This is a genomic window from Virgibacillus oceani (assembly GCF_041521345.1).
GTDB classification, from domain to species: domain Bacteria; phylum Bacillota; class Bacilli; order Bacillales; family Amphibacillaceae; genus Virgibacillus_N; species Virgibacillus_N oceani_A.
This window is the reverse complement of record NZ_JBGOHB010000015.1, coordinates 56,425-71,190: the sequence shown is the minus strand read 5'-3', so window position 1 is coordinate 71,190 and position 14,766 is coordinate 56,425. Positions and strand designations below refer to the sequence as shown.

Sequence of the window (14,766 nt, the reverse complement as noted above, 5' to 3'; positions counted from 1 at the left end):
GGTCACATGGGAAGAAAGGTTAATTTGTAGTACTTTCTAAATAAATAAAGTACTAAAAAATCTAAAATGTATAAAAATTTATACACTCTATTATAAATATCAAATAATTTTGACAACCACTAAACTGTAAAATAACTAATAATAGGTTGTAAATATAAATGGCATAGAACTTGCATTTAAAAGAATAAGAGTTCCAATTTTGTATACATAAGTCTTATTCTTAGGTCGAAGATACAGATTTTATCGATGAGTAGTGTAATAAATGCAAAATGAGTGTAAAAAGTTTCCAAGGAATTGCAAATATATTTAATGGCTTTACATCAAAGGAGTGATGAAGAGTGTCAGAGGTTGTATTGGAATTAAAGGATCGGCATACACATTTTTTCAGGTAGTGGAGAAATACCTTCTGTAGACGGCGTTAGTTTAAAAATACATAAAGATGAAATCGTAGGAATAGTAGGAGAAACTGGATCTGGAAAGAATGTAACTTCTTTAACCATCATGCGGCTAGTACCAAGTCCGCCAGGTCAAATTGTTGAATTAACCGAGAAGGATAAGATTTATGACAACCGAAGACATCCATATATACTCAAGCACTTTTATCTGCTGTACCTACGCCCGGCTCTGAACAAATAATAGATAGGGTTATTTTAAAAGCGGATGTCCCAAGCCCATCCAATCCACCTAAAGGTTGCCCATTTCATACAAGATGTCCACGCGCGATGGTTATTTTTAAACAAGTAAGACCATAGTTTAAAGAAGTTGATGAGAATCATTATGTTGCATGTTATCTCTATGAATAAGGGTGAATGTAACAACATGTTAATCATAAAAAAAGATTATATTAGGGGGTAAGAAAATGAAGTTTAAATTATCTTTTTTATTCGTATTCATGCTTGCACTTACATTCGTGCTTGTAGCATGTAACGGAGATGGAGGGGAATCATCAGATGAAGGCTCATCAGATGAAGGTAGCAACGATGAAGAGCAGATATTGGTATTTGCACGTGGTGGTGATTCTACTAGTCTAGATTTTGCAAGTGTATCAGATGGGGAATCATCACGTGTAACAAAGAACATTTTTGAGAGCCTGCTGAATTATGAAAGAGATTCATTCGAAATAGTTCCTGGATTGGCTCATGATTGGGAAGTATCAGAAGATGGGTTGGAGTATACATTCTATTTGGAGGAAGATGTCAAATTCCATGATGGTACTGACTTCAATGCAGAAGCAGTAAAAATAAACTTTGAACGTTGGTCAGACCGGGAACATGAATATGCTTTCCTAGACGATGGATATATTTATCCGTTGTATGAAACCATGTTTGGTGGCGTTAAAGGTGGTGAAGGTCATGTTATAGATGAGATAAATGTAATAAGTGATCACGAAATTGAATTTGTTTTAAATAGACCACTTGGTTCATTTTTACAGAATCTCGCAATGCACTATTTCGCCATTACATCGCCGGCAGCTTTAGATGAATATGGGCCTGATATTGGTGAAAACCCAGTGGGTACGGGGCCATTTAAATTTGTCAGCTGGGAAAAAGATTCACAAATTATTTTAGAAAAAAATGAAGACTACCGTATGGAAGGGTTGCCTAAATTAGATAGGGTTATATACCAAGTAATTCCAGATAATGGAGCTCGTGTAATTGCACTTAGATCTGGTGAAGTCGATATTATTGATGATGTCAACCCTGATGAAGCAGAAGGTATTGAATCTGATGATGATTTAGAGTTATATGCTCGTAACGAGAACAATATTGGATTCTTAGGTTTTAATGTTGAAAAACCATCTTTAGATGACAAATTAGTACGTCAGGCAATTACTCATGCTATTGACACTCAATCTATTGTAGACGCGTTATATGCTGGTTATGCTACGCCAGCTGTGAACTTAATACCGCCTAACTATTTAGGACATAATGATGATATTGAAGGCTACGAGTATAACACGGAAAAAGCAAAAGAATTACTTGCGGATGCAGGTTATGAAGATGGATTAGAGCTTGACCTTTGGGTAATGCCTGTATCCAGACCATATATGCCAGATCCTGAAAGAGTTGCTGAAATTGTTCAAAATAACTTGGGAGAAGTTGGAATTACCACGAATATTGTCCGCGAAGAGTGGGCTCCATATTTAGAAAAAACATCTAATGGAGAGCAAGAACTATACCTACTTGGCTGGTCAGGTTCAAATGGGGACCCAGACTATTTCTTTAACAGCTTGTTGCACGGAGATGCCATTGGTGGTGAAAATCGTACTTTCTATAAAAACGAAGAAGTCGATGAATTATTGGATCAAGCAGTAGAAACAATTGATCAAGAGGAACGTGCTGAATTGTACAAGAAAGCCCAAGTTATACTTCATGAAGATGCACCGGCAGTAAACATAGTACACTCTACACCACTTGTAGCAGCAAAAAGTTCTGTTAAGAATTTTGTACCTCATCCATCTACGAGTGATCCGTTGGAGGAAGTAGAGATAGGTAATTAAAAATGGAAAATGAAGGATAATAGTGTGATATCTATTATCCTTCATTATTACAAATTGTTATTTTAAAATTCTCTATAAAATTTTATTATATTTTTCATTCATTGATGATGTTGCATAAACAAATTTAGGTTTGTCAAGCTCCTTCTAATTAGGATAGTAATTCTGTCCAAATCCCAAATTATAAGGAGATACCACATGGACAAGTGAAATATAAATTTCACAATAAATGAACTGTAAAAAAATACTAGATAAAGAGAAATTCCTGAAAGTGATTAAGGTATCAAACAAAAAGCTGTCAGCATACATAATCCTTCAGCTATTTATTATTGCAATTAAATGATGCAGAAAGTTTAAAATCTTTATCAAAACATCTCATGGACAAGAAAGATATCCGAAAAACGATAGATATGGACACGATTGTTTATGCCAATAACCCTGGGGAACTTTCCGCAAAATAAAATCTGGTATACGGTTACGATTAAGAGTTGTCGTGATAAAGGATTAAACATTTCCACTTCAGACCGTTGTACTGCCTGCTAAATATGCAGATAGAACACAAATGAATGAGCTGGGTGTACACAAGAATTTGGATTGCATTGAGTACATACGCTTACAAGTGTTATTACAGTTGAAATTCAATCAGGAAGGTCCATTACTGGAGTTGAAACGAAAGCTTAAAAAACCGTCTATTTACGCCGTTGGTTGAGTTTATACAGTTCTTATTCAGTAAACCAATACGAGTATCACAAGGTTGTAAAAAAATACAACTGGGAGGAAGAATTCCAATTCTTTGTAAGACAATTTGACAAAGATGAGGTGGAACATCTTAACGACCTAATGCAGGGTACAGTATTTATTCTCCCTTTTTTCAAATATGTAGCATGTTATGTGGCAGGCATTATTGAAACAAATTGAAATACCGAATGAAAAGGAGCCAGATAGTCAGCAAGAATCAGTGTTATCGTCTTATCAGGTTGAACGACCCTGATGATGCGTTTACACATATAACAAATACAAGGAGGAGTAAGAATGGGGATCAAAAAAAAATTAAGCATGGGAGTGATGACGGCGGTGCTCGGGATCGCATTAATCGGCGGGGGAACGTTTGCCGCAGGTACTTTAGATTTAAAAGCAGAACCGACAGGAATTATCAATGTGGAGAACATGGCACCTGGTGATTCAATGTTTCACGGAACAGATATCCCTGTGACGATGTCGCTGGGTATTGCGTTGGCTCCAGGAGGGCCTACCTTGCCTTATATTAGTGATGGAGAGTACTTTGAATACGGAATCACTCAAGAAGTTGAACCCGATGAGATTGTCATTGAAGATTATAACACCCAACCCGTGTTCTCTTATGAAAATTCCATCAGAGAAGTGGTTCAGGTTGAGTCCCTACAGAGCAGCCATGATGGTGAAGAAAATGATATAATAACTGCAGATATTATTCGTCCTGCTTCCTCAGATAAAGATCTTCAGGTACCAACTATCGTAATACCCAGCCCATATTTTGACGGGCCAGGCCGTGGTCGTGAAGGGGAGTTAAAGCCTGATGCAAATGCGACTCCTCATATAGTTATCGGGGAAAAAAATTACTCAGCTGATTTGCTAACGGAGTCCAAACCAGTCACAGGTCAAAATGGTTTATTTGTGGATTGTGGTTTAGCAGAATCTCCGAATGATTGCCCTTCAAATACTGAGGAGTCGATAGCTCTTATAGAGGCAAACAATAACATTGATGACCAGGTCTTTAATGTGTCTAATGCCGGTGCAATAGGCGCGGTTATTTACGACAACGAAGAAGGTTCATTTAATGATCCTCTAGAAAGTGATGCACCAATCCCGGCACTGGGAATCACACAATCAGACGGATTGGATTTACGTGAGAAAATAGATGAAGGTGACTTTGACACAACATTACGAGAGCTTGTCGATCCAATCAACTTTTTTCCACTGTACTATGATAATTATTTTGTCCCACGAGGTTATGCGGTTGCACTGGTGGACCTACCAGGTAGTCGTGCATCAACTGGGTGCATAGATGTTGGCGGTCCAGCGGAGGTTGAAGGGACTGCTGCTGTTATCGAATGGCTCGCAGGTGAAGGAAACGCTGTCGATGGGACGTCAGGAATGGAAGTAACAGCAGATTGGTCTAACGGTAAATCCGCCTTGGTTGGAAAGTCTTGGGATGGAACAATACCTTACGGGGTGGCTGAACAAGCTCCTGAAGGTCTAGAAGCCATTGTACCGTTGGTTGCCTTAAGCCATTGGCATTCAGATTTCTGGACGAACGGAGCACGTTATGGCGGTTCAACTACACTATGGCATGATAGCCATAACGACAATCCTTCCATGGAGAATTATTGCACCGAGACAAGAGAGTATTTAGCAGAGAACGAGGAAAATCCTGATCCAAATACGGATTTTTGGCAAGAACGTAATTTCCTCAATAACGTTGATAAATTTGAAGCAAGTGTTTTTATTGTACATGGAAAAAATGATTATAACGTGCCGCCGGCTAACTATGGACACATGTGGGACGCTCTTGAAGAACATGACGTGCCAAGAAAGATGTGGTTATCACAAGTGGCTCATGAAAAACCATTCGATTTCCGAAGGGATGAATGGATGAACACTATCCATCACTGGTTCGACTACTGGCTACATGATATTGATAATGGTGTTATCGATGAACCTAAGGTTGATGTTGAGCATGATCCGAATGAATGGACCACCTACAACAATTGGTCTAATGGCAGTAGTTCTACTCATTTATGGTTAGGCAATGCCGAAGCTGAAGATGATCCACGACAAGGAACTTTATGGACGGATCCACGTTATGTTAGTGAAGATTCCGTCACCTTTAAAGAGATACGACAAAATATTAACACATTTGCGAAGGATCCATATTCGGAGCATGATGATCGCCAAGTGTTCCTTAGCCCTGAATTATCCGAACCAGTACACATCAGTGGAGGGACCACGGTGAGTGTTGAGGCCAATCTTGAGGGTGAGAATGCAACGCTCAGTGCATTTCTCGTTGACTACGGGAATGATGAACGTATCAACCATGCCGTGGGCGGTGGTCTGGAAACCTTAGAAACAGAGACCTGTTTGGGTGAGGGTACTGAGGAAGATACAGGCTGCTACTTCGATGTTGGGTTACGAACACACACATCTGATTTTGAGGTTGTCACTCGAGGTTACGTAAATACTGAATTTCATCTCAATGAACAGGGCCATACAGAAGAGAATTATCAAATTGACTGGGATATGCACCCCCATGATTATGTATTTAAGAAAGGGCATCGTATTGGAATTGTCATCACAGGTCCAGATACCCACCTGCACAATGATAATCACCCAACTACCAATAATGACATTGACATCCAGTTAGGATCGAGTTCAGTACAATTACCTGTGGTGGGTGGTTATGAAGCTTTGGAAAAAGCATTCTCTACAGATTTATCCATAAGTGCAAACAATATATTTCAATCGGTCGAGCTTTTTGAAGAACAGGGACTGTTTGAAAATGATAACGCGCCGTATTCCCTTCGGCTACATTTGACTGCTGTAAGCCATTATGAAAGTCAAAATGCAGCGGAAAAAGTGGTCCAACATATGGGAGGATTTATGGACCTATTAAATCATCAGTTAGATAACGATTTAATAGATGAAGATGTGTTTAATTTACTCAGTTATCAAACTGATGAGTTGATAGAAAAATGGGAATGAATTTTTAAGAATATCTCTTATACTCAGAGTTATACCCTTGCGAACTATTGTATAAACGATAGTCCGTGAGGGATGATTTTTAATGGGTGAGTACAATATCAAGATGAGTTCTATACCTTCTTAAGTCAGTTTCTACGTAGGGCTTGCTGAACAACCGCATACAAACGAAAGAATGTTTCACAAAGCTCCAAGAAACAGCTCACAAGCGCCAAAACCAGACCGTTTAGCAGATGTTTGATTTCTCAATCAAATTTGTTCAGTATAAAATTAGATCCTATCAAAAACAATGTGCAAGGTTTTTACGTATTAAGCTTGTTATGGTTAAGGTGGTTTCTGTTGTGTCATCTACAGGAGTGTTGGCTCTCTCAGTGATTTATTTTGTAAAAGGGGTATTGTTAATGTGTCTGTTTTACAGAAAGCATATAGATATCAAGGTACACGGTTGCCCACTGAAAAATTCATGTGATTTTTATCGGGTGGGTTGCAAAGCCCTACCTTAATTTTTAAAAACTATAACCCCGTACTCTTATTTGCAATGTTATAAACTCAACTTACTCACTTGAAAGTCTTAAATTCAAAGTTGATGTAACATGAATCCAGGTCCAAATTATCCCTTGACAATACCACCGTTAGACAAATGAAAACACCTCGACTTTTGGTATCATGTAGTTGCTAAAAACACTACCAAATGGTAAAAGAATCTGTACTATCTAATTTCCGGTAATAGATTTTGCTTTTTGGTTCTGTTCCGATATACTTTCAAGATATATATTGATTATCATTGGAGACCTCTGCCATAAAGGAGAATTATTAGTTTTCATTATCCTCACAAATCAGCTGATCCTCATCCTGGGAAGTTGCAATCGTATGCCAATATACCCGGTTATAATAACTTGCTTCTTCTGGTGGAATTGTATTTGGGTAGGAAAACGGCTATAGAAAGAACCATTGTTGTCTTCTGTCCATGCTATATTCGTAAACTTACACTATTTTAGAATTTCTAGATAGTCTTTACCTGTTTCCACTTTTTGACCTTCACTTCCTGCCAATAACTGCCGTTATATGAGATTGCACATGCTATCTTTTTCCATCAGGGCTAATCGTTAGAGCTGCCTTACCCTCACATCACTTAATTTTATTCGGATCAATGATGATTTCCGGATTTTCCAATTCCAGTGATATGGAGCGGTAAAAGACAGCTTGATTTTGCAGACCGTTATTCTTATGAAAATAATAAGATCCACCCTTTTTTTTTGGGCAGGGAATACTTTGTATAACTCATTAAGTTTGTGATGTTTTCCTTAATCGTTTCACTTTGCGGAAAGTCTATCAAATGTTGCTGTGTTTGCTTGTTTTGTTCATCTGTCCATATTTTTACTTCTGTAGAATTAGCGTCTTCCAGACATCGGTATGGGTCAGCTACTTTTACACCATGATAGTCCTCAACTATATTATCTTTTCTGGTTATAATGGTCATGAAAATCTCCTCCCCTTTGGTTTACATGTTTGTTCCTTTAGGGATGCCTCCCACTTCCTGCGCAAAACTTCTTTCCCCTTCTTCACTTCAGAGTGAAATTGAATGTAAGCATGATCCCTAGTTTCTTCAATAGATTGTATAGATTCCTGAATTTCTGACTCTAACCCGGGAATTCCGGAATTACCGGCAATGGTTAAGCCAGCAGTATGCCCCTGTGCTATAGCAACCTTTGCCCCTTCAATGCCTGTAATATTACCAGCAACATACAAACCTTTTAAGCTGGTTTCCATACGCTCATTATGTAATGGGACATATCCCCCCAATTCCTCAATGAGATAAAAGGGACAACCTGCAACTGCTGCTAGTTCTGCCAATGGATAAAGTCCTCCAGCAATGCAGACAAAATCGGCGTCTATATTTTCTTCTGTACCAGGTACAGCCTCTCCTTTTGTGTCAATGGTTGCTATAGTTACACCTTCGACTTCTGTATCCCCGTATATTTCGATTACAGCTTTCCTTAGCTGGAAGGAGATATCCCACATTTTTACACCACTTTTCGGATAAAAGGTTACACCTAATTTTTTCATAAAATCAATTTTCATAAATTTGCTACCTAATTTTACAAGTTTTGAAGGTGCCATGTGGGAAACGTGAAGCAGGGAATCCATTACTTTTTTTGGATGTGCGCTTTCTTCTGTTACCTTACTAGTCCTTGGTAATGTTAAGGCAGCTACGTCAACACCAGCAAGCTTAAGTTCCATAGCAATGGCTGCCGATAGGACATTAACCCCTATAATTACCCCGTGATCCCCAGGCTTTACCCTGTGAACATTGGTCATCACCTGTGCAGCACCTACAGACATAACTCCAGGCAATGTCCAACCGGGAACGGGGACAGGGGACTCTGCTGCTCCTGTTGCCAACAGTAATTTTGCTGCTCGCAATGTTTTCTTTTCTGTATAGACAAGCCAGGAATCTCCTTCCTTTTCAATATTGTTGACGGAAGTGTTAAGGTGGAATTTAACACCGAGCTCAACAGCAAGGTTATATAGCTTGGATGACTCTTTAATTCCGTTCCACCAAGTGCCATCTGGTTGTTCATAAAGTTGTCCGAGTAATCTCCCGCCTGCAATCATATACTCATCAATTACAACGGCCTCCAATCCTTTCTCTGCACAAGTAACCGCAGCTGTTAAACCGGCTGGGCCGGCACCAATAATTATGACATTATTCATGGCCAGGCCTCCAATCCTTTACAGAGGTGAGTAGCGGACCGCCGCTTTCAACATTCATTCCATCTTTTAACGGGGTTAGACATGCTCGCTCTCCTTGTTTGCCACCAATGGTGACCCTGCATTCATAACAATGGCCGATATTACAATATATCCCTCTTGGAGCGCCGCTTTCTTCATGATGTCGCAGTGTCCTAACACCATTAGCCAGGAGCGCAGCGGAAAGTGACTCATTCGCTAACCCTGTGTATTCCTCCCCATTAAAAGTAAAAGTAACATGATTACTTTCATCCAGCTTTCCGAGTATTTGGTGATTGAGAATTCGCTCGGTCAATTGTCTCCACCTCCTAAATCAGCAAAACTGATCGGGCGTATTGGTGCCTGATACTTTAAAGAGACTTCTGTATGGTTTTCTGTGTTTTTTGTAGTGCCTGCTATTTCATCGACCATACTTCTACATGATCTGCCACCGCAATAACCCATCCCTGCTCTTGTCCGAAGCTTTAATTCCCTCGCTGAGCAATGGTAAGTGGCTGCTGTCTCCATGAGCTCTTTGTATGTTACTTCTTCACATCTGCATATAATCATTTCATCTTCTTTCAATAAAAACACCCGGCTTTCATTTATGTCATTTATCTTTTATGCAAGAATCAAGCCAAAATAAATTTATACATCTATTCCTAATTTGTTTATTCGGTTATACAGGGTTGCCCTAGTAATTTGAAGTTTTTTTGCACATTCAAGCTTGTTACCATTTACTTTTTCCAGTTGCTTAAGAATAATTTCTTTTTCCGTTTCCTGAAGTCTTTCGCTTAGCGATCGATTATCGTTATCTTCAAAATAAGGAATATCTCCGTTTATGACTGGTGTTTTTCCATCGGTTTCAAATGGTAAATGCTCAGGTTTTATTTCGCCATTTTCTGAAAAAACAACTAATCGTTCTATAACATTTTTTAGTTCGCGGATATTACCTGGCCAATGGTGCTGCAATAGAGCTTGCATGATCGGCTGGGATATTCCATGAATTGGACGGTTATATTTAATAGAAAGTTCGTAGAGAAAATAATGCGTTAGCTCGATAATGTCTTCTGGACGTTTACGAAGGGAGGGAATTTCTAGACTTACGACATTTAACCGGTAATAAAGGTCCTCCCTAAATTTACCTTCCTTAACAAATTCTTTTAAATCACGATTAGTAGCAGCAATTACTCTAAAATCAACTTCTTTCTCTTTTGTGCCACCAACTGAAAAGAATTTCTTTTCTTGTAATAGTCTTAAGATTTTAACTTGCATATCTAAAGGCATTTCACCAATTTCATCCAAAAACAAGGTTCCCCCTTTAGCTAGTTCAACTTTCCCCTTTTTCCCCTTTTGATCAGCACCTGAAAAGGCTCCTTTTTCATAGCCGAAAATTTCACTTTCAAAAAGTGCAGAAGGGATGGCTCCGCAATTTATGGCTACAAAGGGTGCATCATGTTCTTCACGAATACTGTGAATCCCTTTGGCAAATAGTTCCTTACCCACTCCACTTTCACCGTGGATTAATAAATTTGTACTTGTCATTGCTGCTTTTTTTGCAATGGTTACCGTTTGTTTTAATGTCGAGCTATTCCCCTTAATTGGTGTAAATGGATCTTCAGAAGGAAGTAATTTATTCACTTCTCTTTCAAGATTAAATAGCTTTTCTGTTGTATTTGATAATTCGTTATGTAATCGGATCTGGCTTGTAATATTTGTCTCTGAAACAACTGCTCCAATAATTTCTTCATCCAAATAAACCGGGTTTGAGTTGATTAAAACTACCAAATCCTCCCTGGCATGATGTTGAGAGTGAGTTACAGAAGTTCCATCATCCAAGGATTTTAGGAGTTCTAATCGTTCAGGTTGAAAAAAATCAGTAATCTGTCTTCCGATTATTTCTTTCTGTTTAATATTGAATATGTTTTCAGCACCTTCTGTCCAGATTAATACATTTTCATCAGAGTCAATCACCGTACATGAACTGTCAATAGTTTCAAGGACTGTTTGAAAAAACGCTTTCATTTTTTCGTTCCTGTTTACTAGAAGTTTAGACAGCTCAACTGGATTAACATAGCCAATTATTTTTTCGTTGTCACGGATGATAAAATGATTATTTGTTTCGATGAAATTCAACATTTCATAGATGGTTAGATTTTTTGAAATCTCTTTACATGATTGAAAATAAATTTGATCAGTATTTTTATTAATTTGTGCTAACTGTATTTCTTTGTTAAATTTCAAGAAAATTTTTTGGGGCTCCTTAGACTTTATTAATCTATATAAGTCCGTATTATCCCAGTTGTCTAGAACTTCTATATTGTTACTCATCACTTGTTCAACATTTGTTAAAAATAATGACATATAAACTCCCCCTTCGTGTAAAAAATTATTTACATCGTTATAAGTATTTTGACACAAATGTGTTGCAGAATCAATGTAATTTTATAATTATTCTGCATTTTAGTCGGTGAAAAGAGATAAGCTCGATATTTTAAGTGTAAAGTATTTATCGTCTTAAATTGGCATGTATATTGCATGACTACATATGAGAAGAAAAAGAGAGGTGTACAGCTGTGAATAACATACTTCACCGGGATGTAATAGTAATAGGCGGAGGTATTATTGGATCTGCCATTGCTTATTACAGTTCAAAAGCGGGATTGGATATTACAATACTTGAAAAAAATGAGTTAGCAAGTGGAACTTCATCCAGATGTGATGGAAATATCCTGGCAATAGATAAAGATCCTGGGTTTGACAGCCAGATGTCACTGAAAAGTCAGCAGCTTGTTCATGAACTAAGCAAAGAGCTTGAGGTTCCATTTGAATATCGAAACCCGGGGAGCATCCTTGTTTGTGAAAACGATACCGAAATGGAGGCAGCACAAAAATGGGTGAGTCAACAACAGGAAGCCGGACTGGATTTTAAAATGTTGGACCGTGAAGATTTACGAAATGAATCCAGTTACTTCGCTGATGACTTATATGGTGGATTAGAATGTAATACAGATTCAACGGTAAACCCGTACATGTTGACGTATTCCATGTTTGATAGCGCTGAGAAGTCAGGTGCAAAGATACATACAAATACAGAAGTGAAGACGCTGTATAAAAAAGATTGCGGTCAATTTGTGATTAAAACAAACAACCAGACTTTTACTGCCGATAAGGTAGTAAATGCTTGTGGTGTATGGGCTCCGACAATTGGTGAAATGCTTGACGTTCATATTCCAATTACCCCTAGAAAAGGACAACTGATTGTTGCGTCTAGGCAACAACCAATTGGTTTACGAAAAGTGATGGAATTTGGATACCTTATTTCAAAGTTTGGCGGGGAAAGAATTGTTGACCCTATAACAGAAAGATATGGTGTGGCACTCGTATTCGAACCAACAGAAAGTCAAAATTTTTTAATTGGCAGCAGTCGTGAGTTTAATGGGGTTGATACGAAAGTAAGTAATGAAGTAACAAAATACATAGCAAAAAGAGCATTGCGTTTTTATCCCAAAATAGCCGATATGACAGTGATAAGGACATATGCTGGTCTGAGACCATGGACAGAAGATCATCTGCCAATCATTTCACATGTTGACGAAGTTCCCGGTTTTTATGTGGCAGCAGGACATGAAGGTGATGGCATAAGTCTTGCAGCTGTTACAGGTAAAGTGGTTGAAGAAATGTTGTCTGAGAAAGAGACATGCATTCCGATAGAACCGCTTCGTTATGATAGATTTCAGGAAAAGGTGATGAACTAAGTGAACTTTCAACGATTATTTTCAACTATTGATACACATACCGGAGGAAATCCTACGAGGACTGTTATAAGTGGTCTTCCTGTATTAAAGGGAGATACCATGTCTGAAAAAATGCTTTATATGAAGGAGAATTATGATTGGATCCGGAATTTTTTGATGAATGAACCAAGGGGCCATGATGTGATGTCCGGAACACTATTAGTGGAACCGTGCCATCCAGATGCAGATGTTGGAGCGATTTTTATTGAAACAGGCGGTTATTTACCGATGTGCGGACATGATACGATCGGCACTTGTACCGCATTAGTTGAGGCGGGGCTAATCGAAGTTTCCGAACCGTATACAAATGTAAACCTGGATACACCAGCAGGATTGATAGAAGTAAAAATCAAGGTAGAGAATGGAAAAGCACTAGAGGTTACCTTTGCCAATACGCCATCATTCTTGTTGAAATCGATTAAAATAGATGTAGATCAAATAGGTAAAGTAGAATGTGATATTGCGTATGGTGGTAATTTTTACGGAATTATTGATGCCCGGAAGCTTGGTTTGGAACTGACGAAAGATAATGCTTCTACCATTATTGATAAGGCAATAACAATTCGAAATGCAATTAACGAGACTGAATCTGTTATCCACCCCGAGCATCCTTTTATTAATGGCTTAACACATATTGAATTTTTTACAGATTTTGTTCATCCAGATGCAGATGTGAAAAACACAGTCGTTGTCCCCCCGGGAGGGATAGATCGATCCCCGTGTGGAACTGGTACTTCCGCCAAGCTCGCAACGATGTTCACGAAAAATGAAATCGGGATGGATGAGTTATTTGTACATGAAAGTATTGTAGGATCTTTGTTTAATGCAAGGGTACTTGAGACTTCAAAAATAAAAAACTATGACGCTATCATTCCGGAAGTGACCGGGTCAGCATGGATTATGGGAATGCATCGATTTTTCTATAATGAAAAAGATCCATTGAGAGAAGGTTATTTACTTATTCCCCCGATGAACGATCCCAGGAAAGAAGGTGTTTAAATGATTATTGAAAAAATGTTCTCCACCATTGATACACATGTAGAGGGGGAAGCGTTTCGAATTGTTATTCAATCACCCATTAATTTAAATCAAAACGATTTTGAATCGAATCAACAACTCTTACAAATGTCCTACCATGGTGAAAAAGAATTTTTACTGAATGAGCCAAGAGGACATCGTGGTATGAATGGGTGCGTTGTTATTCCCTCTAAAGCAGCTGATTTTGGGTTATTGTTTTTTAATCATGATCCTGAAATTCATTTTAATTATGGAGGGTTAGCAGCCTCTGTAACTGCATTACTAGAAACCGGAAATTTAAAAGTAAATGAAAATGGCGTCTATAAAATAGAAACGATTCAAGGAATTTATGTGGTTAAGGCAAATTTGGAAAATCAGGAAGTAACAGGAGTTTATCTAGAAAGCAAAGCATGTAGAATAACGGATAAAAAAAATGAATATCATGTAGTAGAAATAGATGGGAATAGGAGTTACATTATCTTACCACTGCCTGAGTCGATTCCTGGCATTGATATTAATCATTTGTCTTCTATCAATAAATGGGGCAAAAAAATAACAGAAAGATTTCATAACGAAAACATGGCTTTTAATGGAGTTATCATAACTGATGAAATAACGAATACAGATGCTAATGCAATTAGGTCAGTAACCTTTGAAAAAGATGGAAATATTACACGATCTCCAGGTATTGATAGTACGTTTGCTATTTTAACAGGATTACGAGAAACATTAAATGAATATACCTATCTTATAAATAATAGTATTTTTAATAGTTCTATCACGGCTTCTTTGTTGCTAGGAACAGAAGACAAATTCTTTGTGGAAGTCCAAGGATTTACTACAGGAATTCACCAATTCATTTATGACAAGGATGATCCATTAAAAAATGGGTTCCTTTTAAAATAATGAAGGGAGGTTTTATCTTCTACTCATTCTAAGTACACGGCCACCTAAGATTTTATCGTAAGCCAATTCATTAAACAAGGAGAG

General features: G+C 38.0%; 13 protein-coding genes. 7 read left to right on the top strand and 6 right to left on the bottom strand.

What is annotated here, in order from left to right; all coding sequences use genetic code 11:
* The first annotated feature begins 366 nt into the window (after positions 1-366).
* The 4 genes from ACDX78_RS12480 to ACDX78_RS12465 all read left to right on the top strand — a co-directional run bounded on the left by ACDX78_RS12480 (position 367) and on the right by ACDX78_RS12465 (position 6,235).
* Positions 367-636, top strand: coding sequence for an ATP-binding cassette domain-containing protein (locus tag ACDX78_RS12480; RefSeq protein WP_486028389.1), 270 nt, complete (start codon positions 367-369; stop codon positions 634-636).
* Positions 582-752 (top strand): oligopeptide/dipeptide ABC transporter ATP-binding protein, encoded by a 171-nt coding sequence (locus ACDX78_RS12475; RefSeq protein WP_486028387.1) that lies wholly within the window; start codon positions 582-584, stop codon positions 750-752. Before ACDX78_RS12480 ends, ACDX78_RS12475 begins: the two co-directional genes overlap by 55 nt.
* Before the next feature lie 107 nt (positions 753-859).
* Positions 860-2,500 (top strand): ABC transporter substrate-binding protein, encoded by a 1,641-nt coding sequence (locus ACDX78_RS12470; protein WP_486028330.1) that lies wholly within the window; start codon positions 860-862, stop codon positions 2,498-2,500.
* A 1,029-nt stretch (positions 2,501-3,529) separates the two neighbouring features.
* Positions 3,530-6,235, top strand: coding sequence for a TasA family protein (locus ACDX78_RS12465; protein WP_486028328.1), 2,706 nt, complete (start codon positions 3,530-3,532; stop codon positions 6,233-6,235).
* Positions 6,236-7,360: 1,125 nt separating this feature from the next.
* Here the strand turns inward: ACDX78_RS12465 and ACDX78_RS12460 are convergent.
* From ACDX78_RS12460 to ACDX78_RS12435, 6 genes are all read right to left on the bottom strand, one after another.
* Positions 7,361-7,447 carry a hypothetical protein gene (locus tag ACDX78_RS12460; RefSeq protein WP_486028386.1) on the bottom strand — a complete coding sequence of 29 codons (87 nt, stop codon included), beginning with the start codon at positions 7,445-7,447 and terminating at the stop codon, positions 7,361-7,363.
* A 10-nt stretch (positions 7,448-7,457) separates the two neighbouring features.
* Positions 7,458-7,712 (bottom strand): hypothetical protein, encoded by a 255-nt coding sequence (locus ACDX78_RS12455; protein WP_486028326.1) that lies wholly within the window; start codon positions 7,710-7,712, stop codon positions 7,458-7,460.
* Positions 7,709-8,947 carry an NAD(P)/FAD-dependent oxidoreductase gene (locus ACDX78_RS12450; protein ID WP_486028325.1) on the bottom strand — a complete coding sequence of 413 codons (1,239 nt, stop codon included), beginning with the start codon at positions 8,945-8,947 and terminating at the stop codon, positions 7,709-7,711. The genes ACDX78_RS12455 and ACDX78_RS12450 overlap by 4 nt, the downstream gene beginning before the upstream one ends.
* Entirely contained in the window at positions 8,940-9,278 is a 339-nt protein-coding gene (locus ACDX78_RS12445; RefSeq protein ID WP_486028323.1) for a (2Fe-2S)-binding protein, read from the bottom strand. Before ACDX78_RS12445 ends, ACDX78_RS12450 begins: the two co-directional genes overlap by 8 nt.
* Complete coding sequence (locus ACDX78_RS12440; protein ID WP_486028321.1) at positions 9,275-9,547, bottom strand: (2Fe-2S)-binding protein; 273 nt, start codon at positions 9,545-9,547, stop codon at positions 9,275-9,277. Before ACDX78_RS12440 ends, ACDX78_RS12445 begins: the two co-directional genes overlap by 4 nt.
* A 63-nt stretch (positions 9,548-9,610) precedes the next feature.
* Positions 9,611-11,326, bottom strand: coding sequence for a sigma-54 interaction domain-containing protein (locus ACDX78_RS12435; RefSeq protein ID WP_486028319.1), 1,716 nt, complete (start codon positions 11,324-11,326; stop codon positions 9,611-9,613).
* A 221-nt stretch (positions 11,327-11,547) separates the two neighbouring features.
* Between ACDX78_RS12435 and ACDX78_RS12430 the strand changes: the two genes are divergently transcribed.
* The 3 genes from ACDX78_RS12430 to ACDX78_RS12420 are packed head-to-tail and all read left to right on the top strand — an operon-like array spanning position 11,548 to position 14,682.
* Positions 11,548-12,720, top strand: coding sequence for an NAD(P)/FAD-dependent oxidoreductase (locus tag ACDX78_RS12430; RefSeq protein WP_486028384.1), 1,173 nt, complete (start codon positions 11,548-11,550; stop codon positions 12,718-12,720).
* Complete coding sequence (locus ACDX78_RS12425; protein ID WP_486028317.1) at positions 12,721-13,758, top strand: proline racemase family protein; 1,038 nt, start codon at positions 12,721-12,723, stop codon at positions 13,756-13,758.
* Positions 13,759-14,682 carry a proline racemase family protein gene (locus tag ACDX78_RS12420; protein ID WP_486028316.1) on the top strand — a complete coding sequence of 308 codons (924 nt, stop codon included), beginning with the start codon at positions 13,759-13,761 and terminating at the stop codon, positions 14,680-14,682.
* Positions 14,683-14,766: the final 84 nt, after the last annotated feature.

Bases quoted from the DNA above. Each gene is read 5' to 3' on its own strand.
- ACDX78_RS12420 (WP_486028316.1), top strand. From the start codon at position 13,759: ATGATTATTGAAAAAATGTTCTCCACCATTGATACACATGTAGAGGGG.
- ACDX78_RS12455 (WP_486028326.1), bottom strand. From the start codon at position 7,712: ATGACCATTATAACCAGAAAAGATAATATAGTTGAGGACTATCATGGT.
- ACDX78_RS12435 (WP_486028319.1), bottom strand. From the start codon at position 11,326: ATGTCATTATTTTTAACAAATGTTGAACAAGTGATGAGTAACAATATA.
- ACDX78_RS12465 (WP_486028328.1), top strand. From the start codon at position 3,530: ATGGGGATCAAAAAAAAATTAAGCATGGGAGTGATGACGGCGGTGCTC.
- ACDX78_RS12470 (WP_486028330.1), top strand. From the start codon at position 860: ATGAAGTTTAAATTATCTTTTTTATTCGTATTCATGCTTGCACTTACA.
- ACDX78_RS12450 (WP_486028325.1), bottom strand. From the start codon at position 8,947: ATGAATAATGTCATAATTATTGGTGCCGGCCCAGCCGGTTTAACAGCT.